Source organism: Acidimicrobiales bacterium (genome assembly GCA_040219515.1).
Lineage (GTDB): Bacteria > Actinomycetota > Acidimicrobiia > Acidimicrobiales > Aldehydirespiratoraceae > JAJRXC01.
In genome coordinates this window covers 93798-119364 of the sequence record JAVJSI010000005.1, presented here as the reverse complement: position 1 = coordinate 119364, position 25567 = coordinate 93798, and the positions used below count along the sequence as shown (strand labels likewise).

Here is a 25567-nt window from a genome sequence, read left to right as displayed (position 1 = left end):
CTCGGGATCAGGACGACGGGACCAAAGACCGTCGACGGAAGACCGACACGTCGGCACGATCGAGGAGAGAATGACCGCGAACCCCTGCCTCGCCGGCGGGGGCCACACCCCACCGACCGGAGCCTGCCATGTCTCGACCCCACTCTCGAACGCCTCGCATGCTCGCGCTCGGCGCGGTCCTCATTCTTCTCCTCGCTGCGTGTGGCGACGACGTGGCGACGTCCGAAGCCACCGACGATGACCCCGTCACCACGACGACGACCCCGGTGCCCGGCCCGGACACTCCGGACACTCCGGACACTCCGGACGTCGTGGTCGCCATGCCGAGCTCGCTCTACTTCGTGGCCGCCGTGACCGAACCGTCGGCCGGCGGCGTCGTCGACGCGCTGGTCGCGACGGGGCGACCAGCGGATGAGGCCGGCCGCCCCGACGAGGCGCTCGCCGCGCTGCTCGCCGGCCCGAGCGAGTTCGAGGTCGAGATCGGTTTCTCGTCGGCGATACCCGTGTCAACCGAACTCAACGGCGTCACTGTCGCCGACGGGGTCGCCACCGCCGATCTCGGCGCCGCCTTCGAGGAGCCCTCCGGGGCATTCTCCGACACGCTCCGGGTCGCCCAGGTGGTGTTCACGCTCACCGCGTTCGACGAAATCGACACCGTCCGATTCTCGATCGACGGAAACGATCGTGACGTGATCGGCTCCCACGGCATCGACGTGGACGGACCCGATGGACGAGGCCTGGGCCGAGACGACATTTCCGAGGCCCGGCCGCCGATCCTCGTCGAGGCCCCCGTGCCCGGCGCCACGCTCGGCGACGAACTGGTCGTCTCGGGCGAGGCCAACACCTTCGAGGCAACCGTTCGCTGGGCGATCACCGACCCGGAGGGCGAGATCCTCGACGAGGGCTTCACGACTGCCTCGGCCGGCAACGGCACCTGGGGCACGTTCAGCTTCACGATCGCCAGTGTCGCCGATGCCGAGATCGGTCGTGGGGGGCTCGCGTCGTTGATCTTGTGGGAGGACTCCCCCGTCGACGGACGCCAGACCAACCTGGTGGAGGTGCCGCTCCGTTGGTCCGAGGGGCCGGAGTAGACCCACCGGTGCTCAGTGGAACGCGTCGGCAACGCGCTGACCGTCGTTCATCACACCGCGCACGCCGATCCGGTCGGCGTCGAAGTGTCCGGTCTCGTTCAGGCTGACGAAGCGCTGCTTGCCGGTCGCATCGACCTCGATCCGGGAGATCGACGCGTAGTCGACGCTGAGCGGAAAGTAACCCACCCCCGGACCCGCGACCGCACCGAGAATGACGCGGATCACGCCGCCGTGGCATGCCACCACCACCCGTTCGCCGCGAGGGTTGGCCAGGAGATCGGCCCAGGCCGACTCGACGCGGGCTTTGAAGGTGGCCGGATCGTCCCAGCCCAGGGCTTCCCAGTCCTGGGCCATGATCTTGTCCCAGTAGGCGCCGCCCTCGGTGTGGATGACCTCGGTCGGGAAATAGCTCGACGAGAAGCGGTCGACCTCGTCGAGGTCGTCGATCAGCTCGTGCTCATGGCCGAGACTCGCCATCAAGGGCTGCACGGTCTCGATCGCCCGCGCCTTGGGACTCGTCACCACGGCGTCGATGGACTCGTGTCGAAGCCAGTCCGACACCCGCTCGGCCTGCCATCTGCCCATGTCGTCGAGGCCCGGGTCGGCGATGCCGTCGACGTCGATCGCCGTCTCGGGACGGCCGTGGCGAACGATGATCAGCTCCATGAGCGGGACGGTATCAGCGGCGGACGGACCGGCCGCACCCTCATTGCCGGCCGATTTCAGCCGATGGTTGCGGTATGTCTGCCCCGACTCTCCCGAGCGAGCGCCGCCGCGTCGGAGCCCTGTACGCGCTCGGTCTCCTCGACTCCGGACCCGACCCGGCTTTCGACGAGGTCACCCGGCTCGCCCAGCGGCTCTTCCACACCAAGGTCGCTCTGGTCAGCCTGGTCGACTCCGAACGGCAGTGGTTCAAGTCCCATCAGGGCACCACCCGTACGGAGACCCCGAGAGACCAGGCATTCTGCGCCCACGCGATCGCCGGCGACGACGACGTCTTCTACGTCGAGAACGCTCTCGACGATCCCCGGTTCCGCGACAACCCTCTCGTCACCGCCGATCCGTCGATTCGCTTCTATGCGGGTGCGCCCGTGCACACGCCCGACGGACACCGACTCGGCACGCTGTGTGTGATCGACGACGAGCCCCGTACTGCCGACGCCGCCGACTTCGAAGCGCTCGGCGATCTCGCTGCGATCATCAACCGGGAGATCGCCCAGGCCGTCGTTGCCGTCACGGACACGTTGACCGGCATCCACAATCGTCGTGGCTTCGACACCGCCGGTCGCTACCTCCTCGACCTCGCCGACCGACTCGACGAACCGGTGGTGTTCCTGTACGCCGATGTCGACAATCTCAAGTCGCTCAACGACACCGACGGCCACGCAGCCGGCGATGAGGCGCTTCGCAACGCCGCGAGCCTCCTTCGCGACCAGCTCCGGGAGGCCGACATCGTGGCCCGTGTCGGGGGCGACGAGTTCGCGGCCCTGCTCAAGGGCGCCTCCGCGGCCGACATCGACGCGCCATTGGATCGAGTTGCCGATGCGATTGCCGAACACAATCGACTGCATCGGTCCGCGCCACCCGTGTCATTGAGCATCGGCTGGGTCGAGCGGCGCAAGGGCGAGTCTTTCGAACATTGCGTCGAGCGAGCCGATCGGGCCATGTACCTGCGCAAGCCGGCCTGATCCCTCACTCCGCCGGTGCCGTACTTCGCCGGTGCAGTACTTCCCGCTGACCTAGGCTCGGAGGATGGCGATGATCGATGAGTTGGCGGGTGCGGCGATTCGAGAGGACGCCGCGTCCGGCTTGGGCGCCGTGATCGACCTCCGGCGGGCGATCCATCGCGAGCCGGAGCTCGGTATCGCGAATCCGATCACCATCGGGCGAGTCGGCGACGCCCTCGCCGACCTGCCGCTCGACGTCCACCGGGGCGACGGGGCGATCACATCGCTGTGGGCTGACCTGCACGGAGCGACCGACGGACCAACCGTGCTCCTGCGAGCCGACACCGATGCCCTTCCGATGACCGAGGACACCGAGCTCGAGTTCAAGAGCCAGATCGACGGACGCGCCCACGCGTGCGGGCACGACGCCCACACGGCGATGCTCGTCGGCGCTGCCCGACTGCTGGTCGCTCGACGCGAGGAATTCGCGGGGACAGTGCGGTTCATGTTCCAGCCCGGCGAGGAGGGCATGGGCGGCGCGGCGATGATGATCGAGGAAGGCGTGCTCGACGGAGTGGACGAGGCCTACGCGCTGCACATCACGCCGAACTGCCCCAGCGGCTTCATCGCCGGTCGCGCCGGGGCCATCATGGCCGCGGCCGACGAGTTCCGCATCACGGTCAACGGCGCCGGCGGCCACGCGTCGACCCCGCACTTCACCACCGATCCGGTCACCATCGCGGCCCACATCGTCACCGCCATCCAGACCATGGTCACCCGTGAGATCCATGCCTTCGAACCGGCCATAGTGACGGTCACCCAGATCGAGGCGGGCACCACGACCAACGTGATTCCGGAGAAGGCCCACCTCGCCGGCACGATCCGGAGCATGGCGCCCCATACCCGTGATCAGGTCCATCTCGCCCTCGATCGCGTCGCCCACAGTGTGGCGGCCACGTTCAACGCCACCGCCGAGGTGAACATCACCCTGGGCTACCCGGTCACCGTGAACGATGCCAGGGCGGTCGATCTCGTCAAGGACGTCACCGGGTCGGTGCTCGGCGAGCGGCGCTTCCTCGAGCTGCCGTTTCCGGTCATGGGGGCCGAGGACTTCAGCTATCTGCTCGAGAAGGTCCCCGGGGCAATGAGCCTTCTCGGCGTCTGCCCCGATCACATCGACAATGCCCTCGAAGCGCCGGCCTGCCACAGCAACAAGATGCTGCTGCACGAACCGGCCATGGCGAACGGCATCGCCATCCACGCCGCCACCGCCCTCGCCGCCCTCGCCCGCCCGTTGCAATAGGGGTCAGACCCCCGTTGCAGTTGGCTCATCGGCCGCCGTCGAACCGCAACGGGGGTCTTGACACCGGCAACGCGACGCGTTGCTCAGAGGTCGGCTGCGCCGAAGTCCCGGAGGCAACGGTTAGAGGCCGTAGAGGGATGCGGCGGTGTCGTGGAAGACCTTTTGCAGGACGGTGTCGTCGAGTGACGAGAAGGCGCCGGTCGCGTAGTCGCGGGGGAACTGGGCGGGAGTGGCCGGTCCGGGATGCTGGCAGGTCGGGTGCGGATAGTCGGTCTCGAACATGATGTTGTCGGGGAACCGATCGATCGCGAACCGGGCCGCCTCCTGCTCGAACCAGAAACAGCCGTAGATCTGGCGACGGAAGTACTCCGACGGCAGCAGATCGTATTCGGGGTGCTCACGGCGCACGCCGCCGTTCTGCCACTGCCAGTCGAACGACTCCATGGCCCCCGGGATCCAGCCCGCACCCGACTCGACCGAGACGAGCTTCAGGTCGGGGAAGCGGTGACACACTCCGCCGAAGAGCAGGTCGGCGATGCAGCGCATGTTGTCGAGGAAGATGAGCGACGACACCTTGGCGAAGTTGGTCATCCAGCCCATGTCGGCGGTGTCCTGGAACTGCGTGCCCATCGAGCCGCCGCCGACGTGGAAGCTCACCGAGATGCCCGCCTCCTGCGCAGCCGTCCAGATCGGATCCCAGTGCGTCGACGCCAGCGGGGCGATGCCGTGGTCCTGGGGCTGATTGCAGAAGTTGATGGCCCGGTGTCCGGCCTCGATGCCTCGCTCGATCTCCTCGAGGGCGAAGTCCATGTCCCAGAACGGTACGGCGGTGACGCCGATCAGGCGGTTCGGGTCCGCCGAGGTGAAATCGGTGATCCAGTCGTTGAACGCCCGCACACAGGCACGAACCACATCGGGGTCACCCAGCTTCATGAAGTAGGCATTGCCGAAGCCGCCGACGTTCGGGTAGAGCACCTGCGCCCGGATGCCCTGCTCGTCCATGAACTTCAGGCGGGCATGAGGGTCGTACATCGCCGGATCGATCTCGTCGAAGGTCGCGGGGACCTTCAGCGGCATGATCCCGTCGAATCCGGCCATCGAGTAGTAGCCGGGGTGTCCCATCCGTTCGCCGTCGCACATCCAGACGTCGTTGCCGTCGATGCGTTCGATGTGGGGCACGCGATCGTGCATCGCGGTCGGCGTGCGAGCGGTCCACACGTCGGGAGGTTCGGTCACGTGGGTGTCGACGTCGATGACCTCGAAGCGCTCGAAGAGGTCGGGGCTGGTCTCGGTGGCAGTCACGGGTACAAGACTCGCACTGCCGCCACCGCCAAGGCCATTCCGAGCAGCTGCATCACGATGAACATCGGTGCCGATGCCGGTTCGATCCCGGCGAAGGTGTCGGACAGTGTGCGGGTGACGCTCACGGCCGGGTTGGCGAACGACGTCGACGAGGTGAACCAGTAGGCCCCGCCGATGTAGGCCGCGACCGCCCCCGCAGCCAAGTGTGCGCGGCCGGTCCGCACGAGCGCGAAGATCAGCAGCACGAGTCCGAACGTGGCGACCACCTCACCGAGCCACAGGTGCGCCGCGCCCCTGTCCTGGTGACTGAGATCGACGGCCGGGAGATCGAACATCAGATTGGCGAGCACAGTGCCGAGCGCGCCGCCGGCAATCTGCGCAACGGCGTAGGGGCCGACGTCGGACCACGCCCGGTTGCCGAGCCATGCATCGGCGATCGTGACCGCCGGGTTGAAGTGGCCGCCGCTCACCGGCCCGAACATCAAGATGATCGCGTAGAGCACGCCGACGGTCGCTGCCGCGTTGGCCAGTAGTTGCATGCCGACATCGGTCTCGATGAGGTTCTGCGCCATGATGCCGGAGCCGATCACGCCGATGAGCAGGAACGCCGTCCCGATGAACTCGGCGAGGTATCGGCGGCCCCGATCGGCGCTGCTCGCGTCAGTGGACATCCGGTGGCCGTTCCTCGAGTCTGGGGGGCGACAAAAAGGCTCGGGCCCGGTCGGCGTGTGCCGTCGACCGGGCCCCAGTTTCCCTGGAGGGGGACGGGAGCTCGCGCTCCCGGATCGATGTCGTTCGGCCCTGCATCCGTTCGACATCCAACCCACGGCGACCTTACTGCATGACCTGCAGAATTTCCCAATGCTCGGCAAACGAATTGCAACACAACGGCAAACTTCTGGGGAAAACCCTCCGGATAGCCGATATCAGAAGCTGGTCCAGCCGTTCGTATGGTCCCGTCGTTCTCCACAAGCGGCACCGGCGAATGCGTCGCTCACGTTGCGATATGCCGACAATGACCGCAGGAATTCGATGGTCGGAAGAATCGCTTCGAGCTCGCCGCCGTCGATCTTTCGCAGGGCGTCGGCCGGCCGTTCCCACCAGGCGTCGGTGAGTTCTTCCTGGTCCGCGACCACCGCGCCACCGCGATGGCGGGCCAGAAAGAAGTGCGTGTCGTACCGGCGGGGGGCTTCCACAGGCGTGATCCAGTGACCGACATGGGGGAAGTCGCCGGGCTCGACCGGGTGCGGACCGGCGATGTCGAGGCCGACCTCCTCCTGCGTCTCCCGAATGGCGGCGTGGAGAAACGCCGCCCCTTCCTTGCGGCCCAGTTCCGGCACCACGCCGGCGGGAACCCGCCGACGCGCTGCCGAGTTGCGATCTTCGGGGTCGACCCCACCGCCCGGAAACACGATGAGACCGCCGACGAAGATCGACCCGGGGCGCCGCCGACCGATCACCACGTGGAGGTCGGGACGGTCGTCGACGATCAGCACCGAGGCCGCCGGAACGACCGGCACACTCACGTGTCGTAGAACTCGCCGGCGTTCACCAGCAGCCGCTGACCGGTGATCATGCTGGCTCGATCGCTCGCGAAGAACACTGCGCTTTCGGCGACGTCCGCGTCGGTCGGCATCTTGCGAAGGGCCATTCCCTGCGCGATCTCGTCGCGGATGTCCTCGGCGGTGCAGCCGCGCTCGCCGGCCTGCCACTCGCAGTACATCTTCACGTTGGGTCCCCACATCCACGTCGGGATGACCGTGTTGACCCGGATGCCCCGCGGACCGAGCTCGGCGGCCATGTCGCGGGCCATCGCGAGCAGCGCCGACTTCGCCGACGCGTAGGCCGACTGGGGCATGAGATCGACGGGTTTGAGCGACGCTTGCGAGCCGATCAGCACCACCGAGCCACCCCCTCGCGCCTCGAACGCCGGCGTGACGGCGCGCACCACATGCACAGCGCCGAGCACGTTGACTTCGAGGTTCTTTAGCAGCGTGGAGTCGTCCAGTTCGGTGAACGGGGCGTGTGCGGTGTCGAGCGCGGCGACGTTGATGACGGCATCGAGCCCGCCGAACCGGTCGGTCGCCACAGCGACCGCGGCCTCGAGCGAAGCCTGGTCCATGATGTCGGCCGAGGCGGCCGCCACGCGGTCGCCGCTCGGGTCGAGTGCGTCGGCGGCGGCGATGAGGCGTTCCTCGTTGCGTGCCACGATCACCACGTTCGCGCCGTCGCGAAAGGCAGCTGCGGCACAGGAGTAGCCGAGCCCGGGCCCCACACCGATGACCATTACCGTCTTGCCGTCGAGAATCATGGGGCGATCCTGCCATGCCCTCAGGGCGCTGCCCATTCGATCTCGACGGGCGTGTCGGCACACGCCGTGTCGAGCACGGCATCGGGGTCGGCGGTGAACCGTTCGACGATGCTCGCGATGCAGTCGCTGCCGTACCAGATGCCGTGGCCTCGTCCGCCCTGCACCACCTCGATCGATCGACCGAGCCCGCGTGCGACATCCGTCGCGTAGGCCGGAGGCGTGATCGGGTCGAACTCACCCGAGAGCAACAGCGTCGGTGTTGCACTGCGGACGGCGTCGTCCGCCGACGGCGGCGCCGGTTCGCGGTCCCAGCCCGCGCAGAGGCGTGCGAGCGAGACCGCAGCCACCGCTGCGCCGAATGCCGGGAGATCGTCTCCGGGTCCGTCGGTGAACGGAAGGCGATCGTGGCATTGCACGCCGAAGTAGGTGCCCTCGTCATTGGCCGCCTGTGACGAGACGATCTGGCGAGCGCCGGTCCGGACCAGCCAATCGGCCGCAGCCTCGTTGCGTTGGTCGAGGTCGTTGACGACGGCCGGCAGGAATCGCAGGAGCGACTCGTGGTACATCAGCAGGAACGAGAGCTCGGCGACGCGGGCGCCGTCGAGCACCACTTCGATCTCGCCGTCCGTGGTCGCGGCACCGATCTCGTCGGTGCCCACCGGGATGCTCATCGGCGAGACGGCCAGATCGGCCATCACCCGTTCGAGGACGTCGCGGAAGCCATCCGGAGCGACGAACGCGGCACACGACGGGTCCGCTGCGCACGCCGCGTCGATCTGGTCCACCGCGCGCTCGGCCGACGTCACCACACCGGCATCGGTGTCCAGGTCGGTCGGATACACCCCGTCGAGCACGGCGCCGACGAGACCCGGCGGGCCACTCCGGAGTACCTCGAGCCCTATCGTCGACCCGTAGCTCACGCCGTAGACCACCCATTCGGCGTAGCCGAGGGAGGCCATCACGTCGACCACATCGGCCGCGTGGGCGACGCTGTCGGTGTGGGCGAGAACGACGTCGTCACCGAGGCGGCGCGCACACTCGTCGTAGGCCGCATCCGCAACGTCGATCGCCGTCAGGGAGTCGACCGTCAGGGTCGCGAGGATTGCCTCGTCGACCTCAGGGCAGTCGAAGTCCGGCCCCGCGAAGCCGGTTCCCCGCTGGTCTACGAACACCTGGGTGAACGCCTGCTGCGGGAGCCAGGCGCCCAGGCCCGTGCTGGCGCCACCGGGGCCTCCCTGCAGCACCGCGAGCGGCGTCGTGGTCTCTTCGTCGGTCCCCGCCAGGGTGGCCACGGTGATCGAGGTGGCGCCGAGTGACGGGTCGTCGCGGTCGATCGGCACCGTGACGATGCCACACGCCAGCGCGCCCCCGTTGCTGCGTTCGAGTGCAGCCGGACAGTCGACCTGCTCCACCGGTCGCACCGACCCGCCGGCGACCGGGGGCGTCGTCGACTCGGGGGGCGTCGTTGGGGTTGACGTCGTGGTCGTGACCAACAACGGCGGTGAGCTCTCGGCGTCGCCGCAGGCCGACGCGAGCAGGGTCGCCGCCACGAACAGGGCGGCGACCCGCGCGTTCACCAGAGCTGGTCGGTGTAGGTGTCGGTTCCCACGATCGTCGGCAGGAACGGCGCGGCGAAGGTCACGGTGCCCATCCCACTCTCGGCCAGCGCGTCGGCGTAGGCGTGGAACCGATCCCAGACCGCAGTCGGCTCCTCGTCGAGGAAGAAGAGCTGCACGTTGCGCTCGACCGGGCCGGCGGGCACGCCGAGATCCATCGGTGCGCCGTCGGTGTCGCCCGAACCGGTGGGCTGGTAGTGCCATGACGCAAGACTGGCCACTCCGGATCCGTTCATGAGCGCGGGCAGCGCCGTTTCGGACAGATACGCCTTGAGCTGCTCGTCGGAGACGCCCTCGGCCGGGTCGACCGTGAGCACGGCGAGTCCCTTGTAGGGGTGGTCGAGGGCCAGCTCGATCGGCACCGGGTCGGCGTCGCGATAGTGCGACGACGGCTTCTCGAGCAGCACCGTGTGGGCGTGGTGTCGGTTGGGGAAGCCGCGGCCGTTCGCATAGAGCCACACCACCTGATCACGGGCCCACTGGAAGTGCTCGTCGTGCTTGCCCTCGAGCACCCAGTAGATGGCGAGGTAGGAGCCCTTCTCGACCGGTGCGGCCATTGCGGTGTCGCCCCGGGGGAACCGGAGATCCTTCAGCTCCTTCGTGGCCACCCACCGCTTGCCGGCGAAGAGCTGTGGGCCGATCATGCAACCGGCATAGAAGTGGTCGCGCTCGTACCAACGGTTGTACTCCACCTCGTGGCCCTTCTCGGGGTCCACCATGGTGAAGAGCATCGAGCCGACGCGAATCGGGTAATCGTTCATCGTTGCCTGTCCTGTTTCTGCTGTCGTGTGCGTCGTTGTCAGCTGTCGAAGACCAGGCGGCCGATCCACTCGGCCATCAGGGCCGGCTTCTCGACGCCGTCGATCTCGACGGTGATCGTGCGGGTGCTGTTGATCGCCGCACCCTTGAGTTCGACCTTGCTGATCACGCTGTGGGCCCGCACCCGCTTACCCGAGTTCACCGGGTTGAGGAAGCGCACCTTGTCGAATCCGTAGTTGATGCCCATCATGATGCCGGCGAGCGGCGGGAGATCCTGCTCGATCGACTCGGTGAGGTGCACGAGCATCGACAGCGTGAGGAACCCGTGGGCGATCGTGCCGCCGAACAGCGGTGCCGCCGCATCGGGATCGATGTGGATGAACTGGTGGTCGTGGGTGACATCGGCGAACTGGTTGATCTGATCCTGCGTGATCTCGAACCAGTCGCCGTGGCCCTCGTCCTCGCCTTCGTGGGCCTTGAGCGCCTCGAAGGCCTTCGCTGCGTTGCTCACTGTGTCTCTCCGAACCTGGTCCGTCTCACTGGGAACGACCGGACTCTATGCGGCCAGGGCCGCCAGCAACAGTTGAGCCGCAGGGTCGGCCGGTGCGCCCGAGCGGGTGACGACCACGAGATCGCGGCTGCCGATCACCCGACCGTTGACCAGGGCATCGGTGCCCTGCTCGGCCTGGATCACGGGCAGCACCGTCCACCCGAGCCCGAGGCCGACCATGGCCCGCAGCACGTCCGGCTGATGTGACTCGGCGACGATCTCGATCGGCGCGCCGAGCTCTCGGAGGGCAGCCAGGATCAGCTCACGGGTGTGCGAGCCCTCGGGGAACACGACCCACGGACCCCATGTCTCGGGACGGCGGGGCCGACGCCCGTCGGGTGAGTAGACGGCGATGTCCTCCGTGAGCAGCGGGACCACATCGAGGCCACGCCGAGACCGATCGGGTTCGACACAGACGCCGATGTCGATGCGACCCGACTCGAGGTCATCGAGGATCTGACCTGACGGCCCGACGGTCAGCAGGAGTTCGAGGTCGGGATGCGCGGCGCGAAACGCCCGCAGCTGCGGGCTGAAGTGACCGACCGCGGCGGCGTCGATCATGCCCACCCGAAGTCGCCCCGAACCGCCGGCACGGGTGCGGTCGGCCCAGCTCGCGAGATCGGCGGTGAGCGCCACCACCTGGCGGGCGTGGGAGAGGACCTCCGCCGCGCCGGGACGCACGACCCGGCGGCGACCGTCGCGATCGAAGAGCGGTACGCCCACGCGTCGCTCGAGCTCGGCCAGGCCCTGGGAGAGGGCCGATGGACTCACGCCGACCTCGGCCGCCGCCGCCGCCCAGTTGTCACCATCGGCCACCGCCACCAGGTACTCGAGTTGACGGATGCTGAGGTCGGGTAGGGCGGTACGCACCCCGTGCACGATAGTTCAGACTTGCTTCACTGTCTGATCCGATGATGAATGTCTACTTATCATCGGGCCATGACTGCACGAGACATCTCCCCCGCCACCGGCAAGCTCGGTGTGCTCACACCCGGCATGGGCGCCGTGGCCTCCACCTTCATCGCCGGCGTGCTCGCCGCCCGTCAGAACGGTCAACCGCCTCTCGGGTCGGTCAGCCAGATGGCCCACATCCGGCTCGGCACCCGCGACGAGGGCAACAACCCCCTGATCAAGGACTTCGCTCCCCTCGCGTCGCTCGACGACATCGTCTTCGGCGGCTGGGATCCGATCTCGGCCAACGCCCTCGAGGCCGCCCGCACCTGCGGCGTCCTCGAGGAGAAGGACCTCGCCCCGATCTCCAGTGAGATGGAGGGCATCGTCGCCATGGACGCCGTCTTCGACCAGAAGTGGGTCAGCCGCCTCGACGGCACCCGGGTCAAGAGCGAGACCAACATGTGGGACCAGGCCGAGGCGCTGATCGCCGACATCGAGTCCTTCCGCACCGAGAACGACTGCGACCGCATGGTGATGGTGTGGTGCGGTTCGACCGAGGCGTTCCAGGAGCCGAGCGCCGTCCACGACACGATCGAGTCGTTCGAAGCGGGGCTCAAGGCCAACGACGAGAACATCTCCCCCAGCCAGATCTACGTCTACGCCGCGCTCCAGTCGAACGTGCCGTTCGCCAACGGTGCACCGAACCTGTCGACCGACCTCCGCTGCATGATCGAGCTCGCCCACCGCAACGGCGTGCCGATCGCCGGTCGTGACTTCAAGACCGGCCAGACGCTGATGAAGACCCTCATCGCCCCCGGCCTCAAGGCCCGCATGCTCGGTCTGCGCGGCTGGTACTCCACCAACATCCTCGGCAACCGCGACGGCGAGGTCCTCGACGCCCCGGAGAACTTCAAGACCAAGGAGGAGTCGAAGCTCGGCGTGCTCCACAAGATCCTGGAACCCGAGGTCTACCCCGACCTCTACGGCAACATCGACCACGTCGTGCGCATCAACTACTACCCGCCGCGTGGTGACAACAAGGAGGGCTGGGACGCCATCGACATCTTCGGATGGATGGGCTACCCGATGCAGATCAAGATCGACTTCCTGTGTCGTGACTCGATCCTCGCCGCCCCGATCGTCCTCGACCTCGCGCTGTTCATGGACCTCGCCCACCGCGCCGGTGAGTCCGGCGTGCAGGAATGGCTGTCGTTCTACCTGAAGGCACCGCAGTCGGCCGTCGACGGTGTGCCCGCCGAGCAGGACCTGTTCATCCAGCAGACCAAGCTCAAGAACACCCTGCGCGAGTGGATGGGCGAACCCGCCGTCACCCACTCCGAAGCCGGCTGACCCGAGCGCTTCCCCTTGCAGATCCCCTTGCAAATTGAGGCGAGTTCACCACCGTTGCGGTGGTCAACTCGCCTCAATTTGGGATGGGTGGGGAACTCGGGTCGGCGATGGAACGTCGAAATGGGCATGAGACGAATCCTTCCCTGCCTCCTTTCAGTGATGCTGCTCGCCGCGGCCTGCGGTGACGATGCGAGCCCGACCGAGGCCGGCGCACCCGGCGACGGCACAACGACCACGACCACGACCACGACCACGGCGGCGCCGGTCGATCTCGACACGCCCGAGGGTTCACTCGCCGCCGCCCGCGACCGGTGGGCCGCCAACGGGCTGACGTCGTATCGACTCGCCACGTCGGAACTGTGCTTCTGCCCCGAGACCAACTGGGTCAACACGGTGGTCGACGGTGACGTCGTCGGACACGAGCCCGTCGGCGAAGAATCGTTCTACGACCCCGGCCCGCGTTCCATGGAGACGCTCTTCGACGAGATCGACGCCGCGATCGCCGACGGCTACCACACCCTCGACCTCGACTTCGATGACGAGACCGGCGCGGTGGTGCGCTACTGGGTCGACGTCGACGAGATGATCGCTGACGAGGAACACGGCGTGGAGGTGACCTCGCTGACCCCGTACGACCCCGACGCGTCGGCCGTCGTGCCCACCGCGGCGGCACTGGTCGACGACTACGGCTGTGGCTACCTGTTCGCCAAGGGGAACGCCGACCAGAGCCTGGCCCTCGTCATCTCGTGGACCGGCAGCGCGGCCGACGGACCCGATCTGTCGGCTCCGATCGATCTGGCGATCACCGAGGACTGGTCCGCGACGATCACGGCAGGAACCGACCTCTTTGCCAACTGGTGTGACGATGTCTTCGAGCCCGACGAGCCGACCCCGGCCGTCACCGACACATGGACGATCGTCGACGGCACCGTCACCGTCGACACCGACCTCGCCGATGTCGCCTCGTGCGGCGGCACCGAGGTGACTGCGACCCTCTCCGGCACCATCGCCAAGACGACCACCGAGGGGGTGAACGCCCTCGACGACATCTCACCCGCCGATCTCACCCTCGACGACATTGCGCTCACCAACCCCGCCTGGGGCTGCTTCGCCGGCTGATCCCCAACGAACTTGGTGTGAGTTCACCACCGCAGCGGTGGTGAACTCGCCTCAATTTGGGGGTTGGGGTGGGGGGAGGTGGGCGAGGACGGCTTGCCAGCTGGGGTGGGCGGGGTCGATGACATCGAAGTGGTCGGCGCCGGCGAACGACTCCAGCTCGACCCTTCCCGGCTCCGAGGAGGACTCGGCGAGGGCGACGTAGGCCTCGGCACGGTCGGGGGGCACGATCGTGTCGTCGCTGCCCTGCACGATCAGCTGCGGCGCCACGACCGGCAGGAGCCGCGCCGGATCGGCGATGTCGTACGCGGCCGGATCAGCCGCCGGCGTGGTGCCCATGAAGCCCACGACCGCACCACCACCGAGGTCCAGGTTGCCGGCCAAGTCGGCCACCGGAGCCTGGCCGACGACCATCAACGGCACGACCGCCGGGTCGGCGCCGGGCACCCCCGACGGCAACTGCGCTCGCTGACCGGCCCACAGGGCGAGATGCCCGCCGGCACTGTGGCCGACGATCGCAACCCGATCGAGGTCGAGCGGATGTTCGTCGGCCAGCACGGCGAGATGATCAATGGCAGAGGCGATGTCGAGCAGCGTTCCCGGGTACGCACCACCGGTATCACCGACTCGGCGGTACTCGACGTTCCAGGTTGCATAGCCCCGATCAGCGGCATCCGCGGCCTGCGGTTCGGCCAGGTCGAGGCCGAAACCGTTGCGCCAGAAGCCGCCGTGGATGAACACCACGACGGCGAAGGGACCTTCTCCCGCCGGCACGGTGAGGTCGCCGAACTGGAGCGGGTCGTTGTCGTAGGCGACCCGCCGTGTCACGGCATCCTGCGTGCGGTCGTTCGCAGCGTCATCGCTGTTGCCGCTCCCACCGTCGGTCGCACACGCCGAGGTGAGCACTGCGAGTAGCAGAACGGCGAGGGCGACACGCCGGCGCACTCAGGCGCCGTGGGGCGGATCGGTCTCGAGCACGCCGTCGGCCACCAACGACTCGATCTCGTCATCGGGCAGCCCGAACCAGTCCGCGGCGATCTCACGGGTGTGCTGTCCGAGCCCGGGCGCCGGGAAGATGTCGGGGCCGATCATCGCACTGGCGTGGAATCCCCCGCCCTCGAAGATCATGCCGCCGATCGGCGGCTGCTGGAGCTTGACCAGATAGCCGCGCGCCTCGAGGTGTGGATCGACCGACTGGGTCGCGCCCGTCAGCATCGGCCCGGCGGGAACACCGGCGGCCAGACATGCCTCGGTGACCGCGTCGTTCGTCATCGTCGCGGTCCACTCCGCGATCTTGGCTTCGATGTCGTTCTCGGCGGCGCGACGGTCGGCGGTCGACATGGCGGGATCGGCCCAGTCGGGCGAACCCATGACCTCCACCAGCGCCGCCCATTCGGCATCGCTGCGCACGCACACGGCAACCCACTTGTCGTCGCCCGCGGTCGGGAACAGCCCCCACGGCGTGCCGTGATCGGAATGGTTGCCCCGGGGGACGACCGAACCGGGGTCGAGCGATTCCTTGGCGAGGAGATCTCCCATCACCCCGACGACCTGTTCGACCTGGCACACCTCGACATGGGTGCCGCCGCCACCGTTGCGGCGATTTCCGAGCACGTTGGCGAGCGCGGCCACGGCCCCGGTGCGACCCGCGAAGTGGTCGGGGAAGATCGATTGACTGCCGGCCGGCTCCGGGTCGTTCTCGTAGCTCCACAGGTGGGTCATTCCCCCGGTCACCTGGGTGTTGGGTCCGTAGCCCAGCCAGTCGGCCCAGCGGCCCTGAGAACCCATGAGCTGGCTCGACATCATCACGATGTCGGGGTTCTCGCCCTTCATCACCTCGTAGCCGAGTCCCATCGCGGTCATGGTGCCGGTGGAGTTGTTCTCGATGACGACATCGGCGTCGCGAGCCATCTGGCGCAGCAACTCGATGCCGCGATCGGTCTTGGCGTTGACGCCCAGCGACCGCTTGCTCCGACTCGACGAGGCGAACGAGGGCGACATCTCGCCGCCGAGGACGACTCGGATGAAGTCGGGATAGGTGCGGCTCTCGATCTTCACCACGTCGGCGCCGTACTCGCCGAACATCCGGCCGGTCTCCACGCCGACCCCGCCGTGTCCGAAGTCCATCACCTTCATCCCCGCCAGTGGCGGCGCAGGGTCGAGCGGAGCGGCCGGAGCCGGACGCGCATCGCCGAGGTTCGCGAAGACCTCGTCGTTGTGTTGACCGACGTGCGGCGGCGGACCGGTGGGACCCACGCGCTCGCCGTCGAATTCGAACCATCCCGACGGCAGCTTCATGGTGCGCCCGTCGTCGAGCTCGACCTCGTCGAACGTGTGACGACTGGCGAGGTGGGGGTTGTCGAGCACCTCGTTGGGCTTGAGGATCGGCGTGCAGACGATGCCGCGGCGCTGCGCTTCCTCACAGACGTCGAGCATCGACATCTCGGCCCAAAGCTCGCAGTAGAGCGGGTTGAGCACTGCGTCGGCGATCATCATGCGTCCGACGAATCCGTCGAGATCGGGGTCCTGGAGGTACTCCGGCTCGCCGAGCCACGCCCGGATGGCGTGCCACTGACGGGTACTCAGCACCACGAGACGCACGTAGCCGTCGGCGCAGGGGATGATCGTGTAGACGGGGCCAGGGCCGGCCCGCATCTCGAGCGACGGAGAACCGGCGTCAGCGGCGCGGCTCCAGTTCGACAACGACCAATCGGTGATCTGGGCCAGCGATTCGTTGACCGACAGATCGATCAGCTGGCCGGCACCGGAGTCCTCCCTCTGCCACAGCGCGCACAGCACCGCCCACGCGCCGATGAGGCTCGCCGTGTCGTCGCCGATGAGGCCAGGCGGCAGGATCGGGCCGCCCTCGTGGGTGCCCGCCTTGAAGGCCATGCCCCCGGTGGCCTCGATCACTGCATCGGGCACGTCGCGACCGGCGTAGGGACCGGTGCGGCCGTAGGCGGTGAGGCTCGTGACGATCAGGTGAGGGTGACGTTCGGCGAGCTCCGCGGCATCGAGACCGGTGCCGTCCTTGGTGCCGGGCTCGTCGCAGACCAGCACGACATCGCTGTGGGCGAGCAGTTCGTGGAGCTGATCGCGGCCGGAGTCGGCTTCGAGATCGAGCTCGACGCCGAGCTTTCCGGCATTGCGAAACGTCCAGAACAACGAGTGGTCACCATCGAGCGGCGCCATCGCACGCGAGGGCGAACCACCGAGCGGCTCGACCCGGATGACCTCGGCGCCGAGGTCGCTCAGGAGTCGCCCGCAGAGTTCACCTCGTTCGATTGTGAGATCTACGACTCGGATTCCGACGAGTGGTCGACGCGGCACGGGTCCCCCTGTTGCTCAGTTCGTCCAGGATCGTAGATCGCCCTCCGGGCTCGGACCTACACGACGCGAGGGTATGGGACCGCATTCATCCGAGGTCTCGCCGTTCGAACGCCCACACCCCCACGACAGCGCCGAGCGCCGCGATCGCGGCCAACGTCGAGGCGTGGGCCGGATCGAACCCGCCCACCAACGGTTCGTGGTCGGCGTAGGGAAACCAGAGGGACAAACGCCGGGCCGGAGCCAGCCGATCCGACAGCGGGAAGAGGCCGTAGACGAGAAAGCTGGCCACGGCGACGGTGGCCGAGCCACCGACGGTCGGGCCGCGCCGCCCGGTCACGCAACCCGCACCGAATGCGAGCGCCCCGACCGCGGCGCCGAGAAGCCAGAGCGAAACCGCCGCAGCCGTCAACCGGCCCACCCCGATCTCAAGTCCACCCGCCGCTGACCCGACGACCGTCGTGACCCAATAGACCCCTACGACGACGCTGATCGCGCCCAGCAACGAGAGCCAGACACCCAGCGCGATCGAACGGCGTGTGGCGGACGAGGTGGCCAGCATCGCCATTCGGCCCGAGGACTCGGCGCCGGGAAGGCCCGACGAGGCCATGGAGATCGCCACGAGGATCACGAGGATCGGACCGATCGTGCCGTAGGCCTCGGCCTGCAGGAATCCCTCCGGGGAGGCGAACTCCTCACTTCCCACGAGTTGCGTGAACGCCTCGGGGAGCGCCTCGGTCATCTCACCGAGACTGTCGCGGAGGCTCGGGTACATGCCGATCTGCAGCGCAAGGCTCACCGCAGCGCCGAGCGCGACACCTCCGACCAGGAGTCGCCGTTCGGTGAGAAATCGGCGGGCGATGACAAGCGCAACGGTCACTCGTCGGCCTCCGATCGATAGAACCCGAGGAACACGTCCTCGAGGTCGCCCTCGGAACTACGTACGCGGCGAACCCCGCTGCGGTCGATCGCAACGCGCAGGAACGCATCGACCGAGCCTCGCACGCGTGCGGTGACGTGGGTTCCCGACACGTGCACCTCGTCGATGTTGTCGACGTAGTCGAACCAATCCTCTTCGGCCGGTCCGGTGAGCTCGAGTTCGACGGTGTGCGCCACCTTGGCCTTGACCTCGGCAAGCGCCTCCACCGTGACGAGGTGTCCGTCGCGAATGATTCCGACCCGATCTGCGGTGCGGTCGACCTCGGCGAGGCTGTGCGAGGAAAGGAACACCGTCGCCCCTGACTCCGCACTCGCCCGCAGGATCTCGTGCAACGCGTGTTGGACCAGGGGGTCGAGACCGCGGCTCGGTTCGTCGAGCACGATGAGCTCCGGCTCGTGGGCCAGGGCTTGTATGAGGGCGACCTTCTGCTGGTTACCCGTGGACATCTCACCGATGCGTCGGCGGAGATCGGCGCCGAGCCGGTCGGCCAGCTCGGCTCGGCGGGCTCTGGTGTCGATCCCACGGAGATCGTCGCGAAAGGCCAGGTAGCGCTCGGCGGTGAGATCACGTGGCAACGCCGGTTCGGAGGGTGCGAGACCGATCCGACGATGGATCCGGGCGGCATCATCTCGCGAGTCGAGACCGAAGACCCGCACCGAGCCGCTGGTGGGCCTGATCAGATCGAGCACGAGACGGATCAGCGTCGATTTCCCCGCCCCATTTGGTCCGAGGAACCCGAACACCTCTCCGACCTCGACCCGGAGGTCGACATGGTCGACCGCAGTGAGAGATCCGAAGCGCTTCGTCAGCGCGTGCGTCTCGATCACAGGTGTCGTCGCGCCGGAACCGATCACCTGTCTCCTTCACCTGTGTCCGGGAGTCGGTCCTCAGTTTCTACCGGGCGTCTCGGAGGTGTCCACGGGACCAACGTCCCGGCCCGCAGGCCTCAGCCCGGTTCGGGGCCGTAGATGCCGACGAAGCTCACCATCTCGCCGGGGTAGCCGCCGAGATTGTGGGTGAGTGCGAGCTTGCGGTCGGTCTCGGGGATGCGCCGATCCTCGGGGGCTTCGCCCCGCATCTGGAGCCAGACCTCGTAGAGCATGCGCAGGCCGGACGCCCCGACCGGGTGGCCGAACGACTTGAGACCGCCGTCGGTGTTGACCGGCAGCCGTCCGTCGAGCTGGAAGGCGCCGTCGAGCACGTCTTGCCACGCACCGCCGGGATCGGAGAACCCGAGGTCCTCCATGAGGACGAGTTCGGTCGGGGTGAAGCAGTCGTGCACCTCGGCCATGGCGATCTGGGATTTCGGGTCGGTCACGCCGGCCTGGGAGTAGGCGTCATCCGCGGCCCACTTGCTCTCGTGAAGCGTCGTGTAGTCGTAGTCGGGATCGAGCGAGCCCGCGCCGGTGCCGGCGACGAACGACAGCGCTTTGATGTAGAGCGGGTTCGGGCAGTACTTGTGGGCATCCTCGGCCCGGCACATGATCACCGCGGCGGCGCCGTCGGCCACCCCGGCGCAGTCGAACACCGAGAGTTCGCCGGCCACCGCAGCCATCTGGCAGATCTGCTCGGCGGAGGTCTCGCGCCGGAACTGGGCCAGCGGATTGCGGGCCCCGTTGTAGTGGTTCTTCTCGGCGATCTTCGCCACTGTGTAGCGCAGCCGCTCCGGATCGACCCCGTACTTCTCGGAGTACGACGGCAGGATCAGGCTGAACATGGCCGCCGCGGTGAGGGTGCGCTGCGTCCCGTCGGTGGGGATGGGGAACGCGTTGAGCCCTTGGTAGCCGCCGTCCTTCACCTTCTCGGCGCCGAGCGCCATCACCACGTCGTAGGCGCCCGATGCCACTGCGTAGGCCGCGTTGCGCATCGCCTCGGAGCCAGTGGCGCAATAGTTCTCGACGCGGGTGACCGGCTTGCCCTGGATCTTCAGGGGCCCGGCCATGGCGAGCCCAGAGGCGGCCGACTGGGAAGTGCCGAACCAGAACGCGTCGATGTCTTCCTGGGCGATGCCGGCCGACGCGTAGGTGGACTGGGCCGCGTCGATGATGAGGTCGTCGAGCGACTTGTCCCAGTGCTCGAGGAAGGGCGTGCAGCCCATGCCGATGATGGCGACCTGGTCCTTGATGCCGTGTGAACCCATCAGACTTCGCTTTCTCCGGCCCTGACCGGCCGGACTTTCCAGAAATAGTTGTGGATCTCGTCGCTGGTGAAGAGACGACGGAACGTGGGTTCGACGCGACCGCCGACCTCGACCTCGTCGGGGTCGACGTCGGTCATCTCGAGCGGGGCTCGCCCGCCGCCGTCGAAGTCGACGACGGCGAAGACCACCGGCGGGCTCGGCGAGTAGACGAGCTTGTCGATCGTGAACGCGGCGATGGTGCCCTGCGTGTCGGCCATGGCGACCGGCTCCATGTCGTCGACCGCGCCACCCTTCTGCGAGACCCGGGCCGGAGGGAGGTGGATCATGCCGCTGCTGCGATCGCGGGTGCCGACGAAGCCGAACTTCCAGTCCTCACGCCGATGGGCGGCGCTGGCCGACGGCCGGTTGGGGGCGGGACGGTTGGGCGGCTCGACCGCCACCATGCCCCGCCACGAGAGGAATTTGCCGTAGCTCACCGGCGCACCGGCCGCGGCCTGCGCCGCAACGGGAGCGGTCGAGCGATAGTCGGCGATGGCGTCGGTGGTGCGCAGGATGACGACCTCGACCCCGTCGGCCAGCATCACCACGGCGATCAGCTGACCGGGCTCCGCCTGCTCGAGCGTGGCGGTGAGGAGCAGCGCGGGGTGGGCGGTGCCGGTGTTGCCGACCGACGAAGACAGATCGTCGACCATCTTCTCGGTGGCCGCGCCGAACGCCTTGCCGCCCCGCTTGATCGCCCGGGCGTGCATGCCGGCCACCGCGAGGTGGTCGATGTCGCCGGCGTCGACACCGGCGTCGGCGAGCGCGGCGTCGAACGCCTGCTTCATCAGCGGGGCGTAGGTGACCTCGCCGAACCGCTCCTCCCACACCCGCGACCGTTCGGCCCCGGGCACCCGCCAGCGCTCGAGGAACTCGTCGGTGGCAATGCCCGCACCCACGTATTCGGCAATGACCGGACCGGCGGACTCGTCGCCCACGATCAGCGCAGCCGCGCCGTCGCCACCGCTCGCCTCGTCGGCCGAGGTGGCCATGCCGTCGCGGATGTCGGCGCTGATGACCAGCGACGTGCCGCCGCCCTGGAGCGCCGTGCGCAGCGCACCGATGCCCGAGCGGAGGGCACCCCCGAGGTCGAGGGCCGATACCGACGGCTCGAGCCGCAGCGCGGCATGGATGGCCGCGGCGTTGGTCTTCTCGAGATAGGCGGGCGTGGAGGTGGAGAACCAGACCGAGTCGACGGTGACGTCGCCGGCGTCACGCAACGCGTTGCGGGCGGCCTCGGCGCCCATCGTGGTGGTGTCCTCGTCGAACCCGGCGACGGAGCGAGTGCCCTTGCCGCCACCCTTGCCGAAGAAGGCACTGATCTCACTGCGGTCGAGACGACGATGGGGGATGTAACCCCCGCTGGCGATGATGCCGCGCATGAATCTCCTGAAAATCTGACGGACCGTCAGACGTTATCGGCTGGGCTCGTTCGCGCCGAAGGCCGCCCGGTATCGCCGAGGATCGTCGGGAGGTCCTGCGCGTCGGCGAGGAAACCGACCACGCGGCGGAAGCGCAATCCTGGGACAGTTGTCACCATTCGTTGTCAGCGAAAGAGCCGGTCGATCTGGAGACAGACGGCGAAACCGTTCTGTCCCTACTGCTCGAAGGTCGTCGTGGTGACCGGCAGGCTCGTGGTCGTGGTCTCCGGCGGGAGCTGCTCGTCGCCGGTGAGGGCCTCGAGCTCGTCCTGGACCAGCCGGACGACCAGCGCATCGAGCGGCAGTTCGTCGTAGTCGTCGGCGCTGATGTCGGAGCTGGGCCCCGTAGCGGTGCCGGCGCCGGCCACGCCGTAGGACAGGAAGACGAAGCGCCCACCGGTCACGAAGGCCAGCTCTCGCATCACGTACTCGGCCTGGTCGTCGGTGCCACTGGCGGCCACCGGGAAGATCTTGACGCCCGCTTCGGCAGCCGCGACGGCCGTGGCGGTGGCGGGCGTCTGCACGTCGCGCTCGACCTGGTTCGGCGCATCGGCGATGACGAACATCAGCTCGACGGCACCGTCCCGACGCCACTCGGGCTTCTCGAGGGCGTCGGCGAGGGCCTCGTCGAGCGCTTCGGGATAGTCGCCGCCGCCCTCGGCCTGGACATCGGCCAGCGCATCGAGGAACGAGGAGAGATCGTCGGTGAGGTCGAACGTGCGGGTGACGAACAGATCGCCGACATCGCGATAGACGGTCATGCCGAAACGCACGTCGGGCGCACTCGGCAGTGCGGCGATCTGGTTGGCGATCGACGTCATGTTGTCGCGCAGCCGGGAGATCTCGTCGCCCATCGAGCCGGTGGCGTCGATCACGAAGTGCACGTCGAGCGGGACCGAACCGTCGACACCGCCGGGCGCCTCGACCGAGACATCGACCGAGGTCACTCCCCGCTCGTAGGCGACATCCGTGGCGACATCGCCGACTCGGACGACGACGGCGAGTTCGGCGGCGTCGGCCGCCATCGCGGCAGGGGCGAAGCGCACCGAGCCGTCGGCGGTGGTGCGCAGCGTGACCAAGGGGGTACCGGTCGCCCGGTCGGCCGCCGGGTCCCAGAACTCGACGGCCGCGTCGAGCACGGGCAGGCCGTTGCTGCCCGTCACCGTGAAGACCGTCGAGTCGGTCACGTCGAGGGGCCGCACGCGGAGACCCGAGTCGAGCACGCCGGCCCGGTACTCGAGGTAGGCGGCCACGTCATCGCCATCGTCGATCGAACCGGCCTGTAGCGGCGAGTCGTCGGGCCGAGGATCGATCGGCCCGATCTCGCGGAACTCGCTGTCGCCGTCGGATGCCTCGGTGGCCATGTCCATGTCCATCGCCATGTCGTCGCCGCTCTCATCCAGGCCACCGGAGGAGTCGAACCATTCGAGGTCGTCGCCCTCGAGCCAACCACGATCGCCACTCGGCACCACTGAGGTGGCGACGGTCGGGTCACTCGATGCGGTGTCGGTGTCGCCCGCCTCGCCGCAGGCAGTGGCGAGCAGCACTGCGGTGAGGACCAATGAGCAGATCCGAAGGGAACGTGAAGGGGACATGCTTCTTCCGACGATCCTCGGGCCCGCCTGGTTCCCGACTTCGGGGCGAGTCATGCCCGAAGCTCGGCGATCCGGGCCCGGGCGATGGCCAGATCGTCGGGATTGGTGACGCCCACCCAGGACTCGGCGGTGGGCACGACGCCCACGGTCAGCTCCCCCGCGGCCATGAGGTCGTGGACCACGGTCGGGAGCAGGAACTCGGCTTTCTCCTCGTGACCGTGCGCGGCGAGGAACGCATCGAATCCCCGCTCGAGGTCGGCGAAGAGCCGCGGCGGAAACCCCCAGAAGTTCATCGACGAGACGGTGTCCTCAGCCAGCACACCCGCCGGGTCGGTGGCGGTGATCGAACCGTCGGAGCGCCGTCCGATGCCGTGGGTCTCGACCAACGACGTCAACCGATCGTCGTCGACCTCGCACACTCCCCGGCTGACCTCGCCGCGAGCCGGCAGCGTGTGGGCCATCCTGAACCCGGCCAGCAGCGCCCGGTCGTCGGGCAGCGCGGCAGCCAACGGCGCGACGGCCCCATAGGTGGACCGGCCGTAGTAGTCGTCGGCGTTGCACACGATGAACGGCCCCGGCACCTCGGGGGCGGCGGTGAGTACCGCATGGCCGGTCCCCCACGGCTTGGCCCGAGCGGGACCGTGCTCGTCCTGGCGGACGAAGGCGACGTCGAGATGGCCGTGGCGTCGGGCGACGTGGCGGCGGACGTCGTCCTCGATGTCGGAGCGCACGATCAACACGATCTTGGTGACGCCGGCCGCGACGGCATCGATGATGGAGAAGTCGAGGAACGCTTCGCCGTCGGGGCCGACTTCGGCGAGCTGCTTGGTGCCCCCGAACCTCGAGCCGAGGCCGGCCGCCATCACGACCAACGAGAGAGGAGCGGAATCAGACACGGCGCCAAGGGTAGAAGGAGGGTCAGCTACATCAGGGGATCGGCTACATCACGGGATCGCCGTACATCTCCCCGAGCGGATCGTTGATCAGCTCGATCCTCGCCCCGTCGGGGTCGCGGAAGTACATCGACGACTCCACGATGTGGATCTCGACGCCGGCAGCCTCGAGCGCGGCCTTCTGTTCGACCCAGTTGTCCGGGGCCACCGAGATCGCCAGATGGTGCAGCCCGCCGAGCACCTCGGCGTAGTCGACGAGCCCCAGCTTCGGGAAGTCGAAGAACGCCAGCGCGTTGCCGTTGCCGATGTCGAAGAAGAAGTGGGTCGAGCCCTCGTAGTCACGGTTCTCGAACAGCTCGGTCAGCGGGAAGCCGAGGATGTCCTGGTAGAACGCGATCGTCCGCTCGACGTCTGTGCAGAGAAGGGCGACGTGGTGCACACCCCGGGCGGTCGACGGTGGTCGCTCGGATTTCGCCCGGAGGTGTTCGGCGCGAAGCCTTGCCCACTCGTCGGTGCGGTCGGCCGTGGTGTCGCTCATGCGCTCAGGCTATTGCTCGGGCTCCTTCGCCACAGAGACACCGGCGGCCTCGGCGAAGAGATGCACCAGTGGCACCAGCTGCGGCGGCGACAGCAGGCAGCCCTCGAGGTGGCGGCACGACCGGATGTCGAGCTCGGTCGCCCCTCGCAGATCGACGGCACGGAACCGTGCCTTGTCGAGCTCGACGCTGCGCAGCGCGGAACCGGGCACCGCGACATGGGCAAGATCGGCCTCGTAGCAATCGACATCGTCGAGCGTGGTGTCGCGGAACTCGACGCGCTCGAGCTCGGCCATGCGAAGCACGCTCAGTTGCATCAGCGAACGGTCGAACACCACGTCACGCGCGAGTCCGCCGCTGACATCGATGCCCGAGAGCTTGCAGCCCTCGAACACGGTGTTGGTCAGCTTCGCGAAGCGCAGGGCGGTGAGGTCGCATTCGACGAAACGCGACGCCGTCACATCGAGTTCGACTCCTGGCTGCGCCCGAAAGCTCACGCCGCGGAAGACCGAGCCGCGGACCTCGAGTTGCTCGCACGTGCTGATGTCGATGCCGCCGCGCAACTCGGCGGAGAGGATCGAGCCCCAACGCTCGTCCAGATCGACCGTGCCGTCGTCGCCGGGTTCGCTCAGTGGACCGACCGCGCGCGGCGGCTCGGCATACGGTTCATCGACCTCGATCCATGGCATCGCCGGCAGCGTAGAGGCGATGCTCGGC

General features: G+C 68.0%; 24 protein-coding genes. 5 read left to right on the top strand and 19 right to left on the bottom strand.

From position 1 onward, the window contains the following. Nucleotides 1–158 precede the first annotated feature (158 nt). On the top strand, nucleotides 159–1091 hold the full coding sequence (locus RIB98_03050; protein ID MEQ8839932.1) for a Gmad2 immunoglobulin-like domain-containing protein: 933 nt from the start codon (nucleotides 159–161) through the stop codon (nucleotides 1089–1091). 12 nt (nucleotides 1092–1103) lie between these two features. Here the strand turns inward: RIB98_03050 and RIB98_03045 are convergent, their stop codons facing one another. Next, on the bottom strand, nucleotides 1104–1757 hold the full coding sequence (locus tag RIB98_03045; GenBank protein ID MEQ8839931.1) for a histidine phosphatase family protein: 654 nt from the start codon (nucleotides 1755–1757) through the stop codon (nucleotides 1104–1106). A 74-nt stretch (nucleotides 1758–1831) separates the two neighbouring features. Between RIB98_03045 and RIB98_03040 the strand changes: the two genes are divergently transcribed. Together RIB98_03040 and RIB98_03035 are read left to right on the top strand one after the other, a co-directional pair. Beyond that, nucleotides 1832–2779, top strand: coding sequence for a sensor domain-containing diguanylate cyclase (locus tag RIB98_03040; GenBank protein ID MEQ8839930.1), 948 nt, complete (start codon nucleotides 1832–1834; stop codon nucleotides 2777–2779). A gap of 64 nt (nucleotides 2780–2843) precedes the next feature. Then, nucleotides 2844–4061 (top strand): M20 family metallopeptidase, encoded by a 1218-nt coding sequence (locus RIB98_03035; GenBank protein ID MEQ8839929.1) that lies wholly within the window; start codon nucleotides 2844–2846, stop codon nucleotides 4059–4061. Nucleotides 4062–4181: 120 nt separating this feature from the next. On the opposite strand, the gene RIB98_03030 is transcribed toward RIB98_03035, so the two are convergent. The 8 genes from RIB98_03030 to RIB98_02995 form a co-directional block, all read right to left on the bottom strand. Next, entirely contained in the window at nucleotides 4182–5363 is a 1182-nt protein-coding gene (locus RIB98_03030) for an amidohydrolase family protein (GenBank protein MEQ8839928.1), read from the bottom strand. Beyond that, nucleotides 5360–6034: an MIP/aquaporin family protein gene (locus RIB98_03025; GenBank protein ID MEQ8839927.1), complete on the bottom strand. Its 675-nt coding sequence runs from the start codon at nucleotides 6032–6034 to the stop codon at nucleotides 5360–5362. The genes RIB98_03030 and RIB98_03025 overlap by 4 nt, the downstream gene beginning before the upstream one ends. A gap of 255 nt (nucleotides 6035–6289) precedes the next feature. After that, nucleotides 6290–6883: an NUDIX hydrolase gene (locus RIB98_03020; GenBank protein ID MEQ8839926.1), complete on the bottom strand. Its 594-nt coding sequence runs from the start codon at nucleotides 6881–6883 to the stop codon at nucleotides 6290–6292. Between the two features lie 2 nt (nucleotides 6884–6885). Then, nucleotides 6886–7674, bottom strand: coding sequence for an SDR family oxidoreductase (locus RIB98_03015; GenBank protein ID MEQ8839925.1), 789 nt, complete (start codon nucleotides 7672–7674; stop codon nucleotides 6886–6888). A 20-nt stretch (nucleotides 7675–7694) separates the two neighbouring features. Continuing rightward, nucleotides 7695–9251 (bottom strand): alpha/beta hydrolase, encoded by a 1557-nt coding sequence (locus tag RIB98_03010; protein MEQ8839924.1) that lies wholly within the window; start codon nucleotides 9249–9251, stop codon nucleotides 7695–7697. Then, nucleotides 9248–10051 carry a hypothetical protein gene (locus tag RIB98_03005; GenBank protein MEQ8839923.1) on the bottom strand — a complete coding sequence of 268 codons (804 nt, stop codon included), beginning with the start codon at nucleotides 10049–10051 and terminating at the stop codon, nucleotides 9248–9250. Before RIB98_03005 ends, RIB98_03010 begins: the two co-directional genes overlap by 4 nt. Before the next feature lie 38 nt (nucleotides 10052–10089). Further along, nucleotides 10090–10560 (bottom strand): MaoC family dehydratase, encoded by a 471-nt coding sequence (locus tag RIB98_03000; protein ID MEQ8839922.1) that lies wholly within the window; start codon nucleotides 10558–10560, stop codon nucleotides 10090–10092. A gap of 45 nt (nucleotides 10561–10605) precedes the next feature. Next, the gene (locus tag RIB98_02995) at nucleotides 10606–11469 is read right to left on the bottom strand and encodes a LysR family transcriptional regulator (GenBank protein ID MEQ8839921.1); all 864 of its coding nucleotides are present in this window, start codon (nucleotides 11467–11469) and stop codon (nucleotides 10606–10608) included. A gap of 69 nt (nucleotides 11470–11538) precedes the next feature. Between RIB98_02995 and RIB98_02990 the strand changes: the two genes are divergently transcribed. Together RIB98_02990 and RIB98_02985 are read left to right on the top strand one after the other, a co-directional pair. After that, nucleotides 11539–12843 carry an inositol-3-phosphate synthase gene (locus RIB98_02990; protein ID MEQ8839920.1) on the top strand — a complete coding sequence of 435 codons (1305 nt, stop codon included), beginning with the start codon at nucleotides 11539–11541 and terminating at the stop codon, nucleotides 12841–12843. A 126-nt stretch (nucleotides 12844–12969) separates the two neighbouring features. Next, the gene (locus tag RIB98_02985) at nucleotides 12970–13962 is read left to right on the top strand and encodes a DUF6174 domain-containing protein (protein MEQ8839919.1); all 993 of its coding nucleotides are present in this window, start codon (nucleotides 12970–12972) and stop codon (nucleotides 13960–13962) included. A gap of 51 nt (nucleotides 13963–14013) precedes the next feature. Here RIB98_02985 and RIB98_02980 read toward each other — a convergent pair whose 3' ends face one another. The 10 genes from RIB98_02980 to RIB98_02935 all read right to left on the bottom strand — a co-directional run bounded on the left by RIB98_02980 (nucleotide 14014) and on the right by RIB98_02935 (nucleotide 25539). After that, a complete protein-coding gene (locus tag RIB98_02980; protein ID MEQ8839918.1) occupies nucleotides 14014–14904 on the bottom strand; it encodes an alpha/beta hydrolase in 891 nt (296 codons plus the stop codon). Continuing rightward, nucleotides 14905–17289 (bottom strand): CoA transferase, encoded by a 2385-nt coding sequence (locus RIB98_02975; GenBank protein MEQ8839917.1) that lies wholly within the window; start codon nucleotides 17287–17289, stop codon nucleotides 14905–14907. Between the two features lie 85 nt (nucleotides 17290–17374). Further along, nucleotides 17375–18166, bottom strand: a complete 792-nt coding sequence (locus RIB98_02970; GenBank protein ID MEQ8839916.1) for a hypothetical protein — start codon at nucleotides 18164–18166, stop codon at nucleotides 17375–17377. Then, nucleotides 18163–19080: an ABC transporter ATP-binding protein gene (locus tag RIB98_02965; GenBank protein MEQ8839915.1), complete on the bottom strand. Its 918-nt coding sequence runs from the start codon at nucleotides 19078–19080 to the stop codon at nucleotides 18163–18165. Before RIB98_02965 ends, RIB98_02970 begins: the two co-directional genes overlap by 4 nt. Before the next feature lie 92 nt (nucleotides 19081–19172). Beyond that, nucleotides 19173–20366, bottom strand: a complete 1194-nt coding sequence (locus RIB98_02960) for an acetyl-CoA acetyltransferase (GenBank protein MEQ8839914.1) — start codon at nucleotides 20364–20366, stop codon at nucleotides 19173–19175. Continuing rightward, nucleotides 20366–21787: an OB-fold domain-containing protein gene (locus RIB98_02955; GenBank protein MEQ8839913.1), complete on the bottom strand. Its 1422-nt coding sequence runs from the start codon at nucleotides 21785–21787 to the stop codon at nucleotides 20366–20368. The genes RIB98_02960 and RIB98_02955 overlap by 1 nt, the downstream gene beginning before the upstream one ends. A gap of 215 nt (nucleotides 21788–22002) precedes the next feature. After that, the gene (locus tag RIB98_02950; protein MEQ8839912.1) at nucleotides 22003–23388 is read right to left on the bottom strand and encodes a VWA domain-containing protein; all 1386 of its coding nucleotides are present in this window, start codon (nucleotides 23386–23388) and stop codon (nucleotides 22003–22005) included. Between the two features lie 83 nt (nucleotides 23389–23471). Next, nucleotides 23472–24317, bottom strand: coding sequence for an NTP transferase domain-containing protein (locus RIB98_02945; protein MEQ8839911.1), 846 nt, complete (start codon nucleotides 24315–24317; stop codon nucleotides 23472–23474). A 43-nt stretch (nucleotides 24318–24360) separates the two neighbouring features. Further along, complete coding sequence (locus RIB98_02940) at nucleotides 24361–24852, bottom strand: VOC family protein (GenBank protein ID MEQ8839910.1); 492 nt, start codon at nucleotides 24850–24852, stop codon at nucleotides 24361–24363. Between the two features lie 9 nt (nucleotides 24853–24861). After that, on the bottom strand, nucleotides 24862–25539 hold the full coding sequence (locus tag RIB98_02935) for a pentapeptide repeat-containing protein (GenBank protein ID MEQ8839909.1): 678 nt from the start codon (nucleotides 25537–25539) through the stop codon (nucleotides 24862–24864). Nucleotides 25540–25567 lie beyond the last annotated feature (28 nt).

Excerpts from the sequence above, each read along its gene's own strand:
- RIB98_02990 (MEQ8839920.1), top strand. The coding sequence starts at position 11,539 with ATGACTGCACGAGACATCTCCCCCGCCACCGGCAAGCTCGGTGTGCTC.
- RIB98_02985 (MEQ8839919.1), top strand. The coding sequence starts at position 12,970 with ATGAGACGAATCCTTCCCTGCCTCCTTTCAGTGATGCTGCTCGCCGCG.
- RIB98_03045 (MEQ8839931.1), bottom strand. The coding sequence starts at position 1,757 with ATGGAGCTGATCATCGTTCGCCACGGCCGTCCCGAGACGGCGATCGAC.
- RIB98_03015 (MEQ8839925.1), bottom strand. The coding sequence starts at position 7,674 with ATGATTCTCGACGGCAAGACGGTAATGGTCATCGGTGTGGGGCCCGGG.
- RIB98_02955 (MEQ8839913.1), bottom strand. The coding sequence starts at position 21,787 with ATGCGCGGCATCATCGCCAGCGGGGGTTACATCCCCCATCGTCGTCTC.
- RIB98_02960 (MEQ8839914.1), bottom strand. The coding sequence starts at position 20,366 with ATGGGTTCACACGGCATCAAGGACCAGGTCGCCATCATCGGCATGGGC.
- RIB98_03025 (MEQ8839927.1), bottom strand. The coding sequence starts at position 6,034 with ATGTCCACTGACGCGAGCAGCGCCGATCGGGGCCGCCGATACCTCGCC.
- RIB98_03035 (MEQ8839929.1), top strand. The coding sequence starts at position 2,844 with ATGGCGATGATCGATGAGTTGGCGGGTGCGGCGATTCGAGAGGACGCC.
- RIB98_03005 (MEQ8839923.1), bottom strand. The coding sequence starts at position 10,051 with ATGAACGATTACCCGATTCGCGTCGGCTCGATGCTCTTCACCATGGTG.
- RIB98_02940 (MEQ8839910.1), bottom strand. The coding sequence starts at position 24,852 with ATGAGCGACACCACGGCCGACCGCACCGACGAGTGGGCAAGGCTTCGC.
- RIB98_02935 (MEQ8839909.1), bottom strand. The coding sequence starts at position 25,539 with ATGCCATGGATCGAGGTCGATGAACCGTATGCCGAGCCGCCGCGCGCG.
- RIB98_03050 (MEQ8839932.1), top strand. The coding sequence starts at position 159 with ATGCTCGCGCTCGGCGCGGTCCTCATTCTTCTCCTCGCTGCGTGTGGC.
- RIB98_03040 (MEQ8839930.1), top strand. The coding sequence starts at position 1,832 with ATGTCTGCCCCGACTCTCCCGAGCGAGCGCCGCCGCGTCGGAGCCCTG.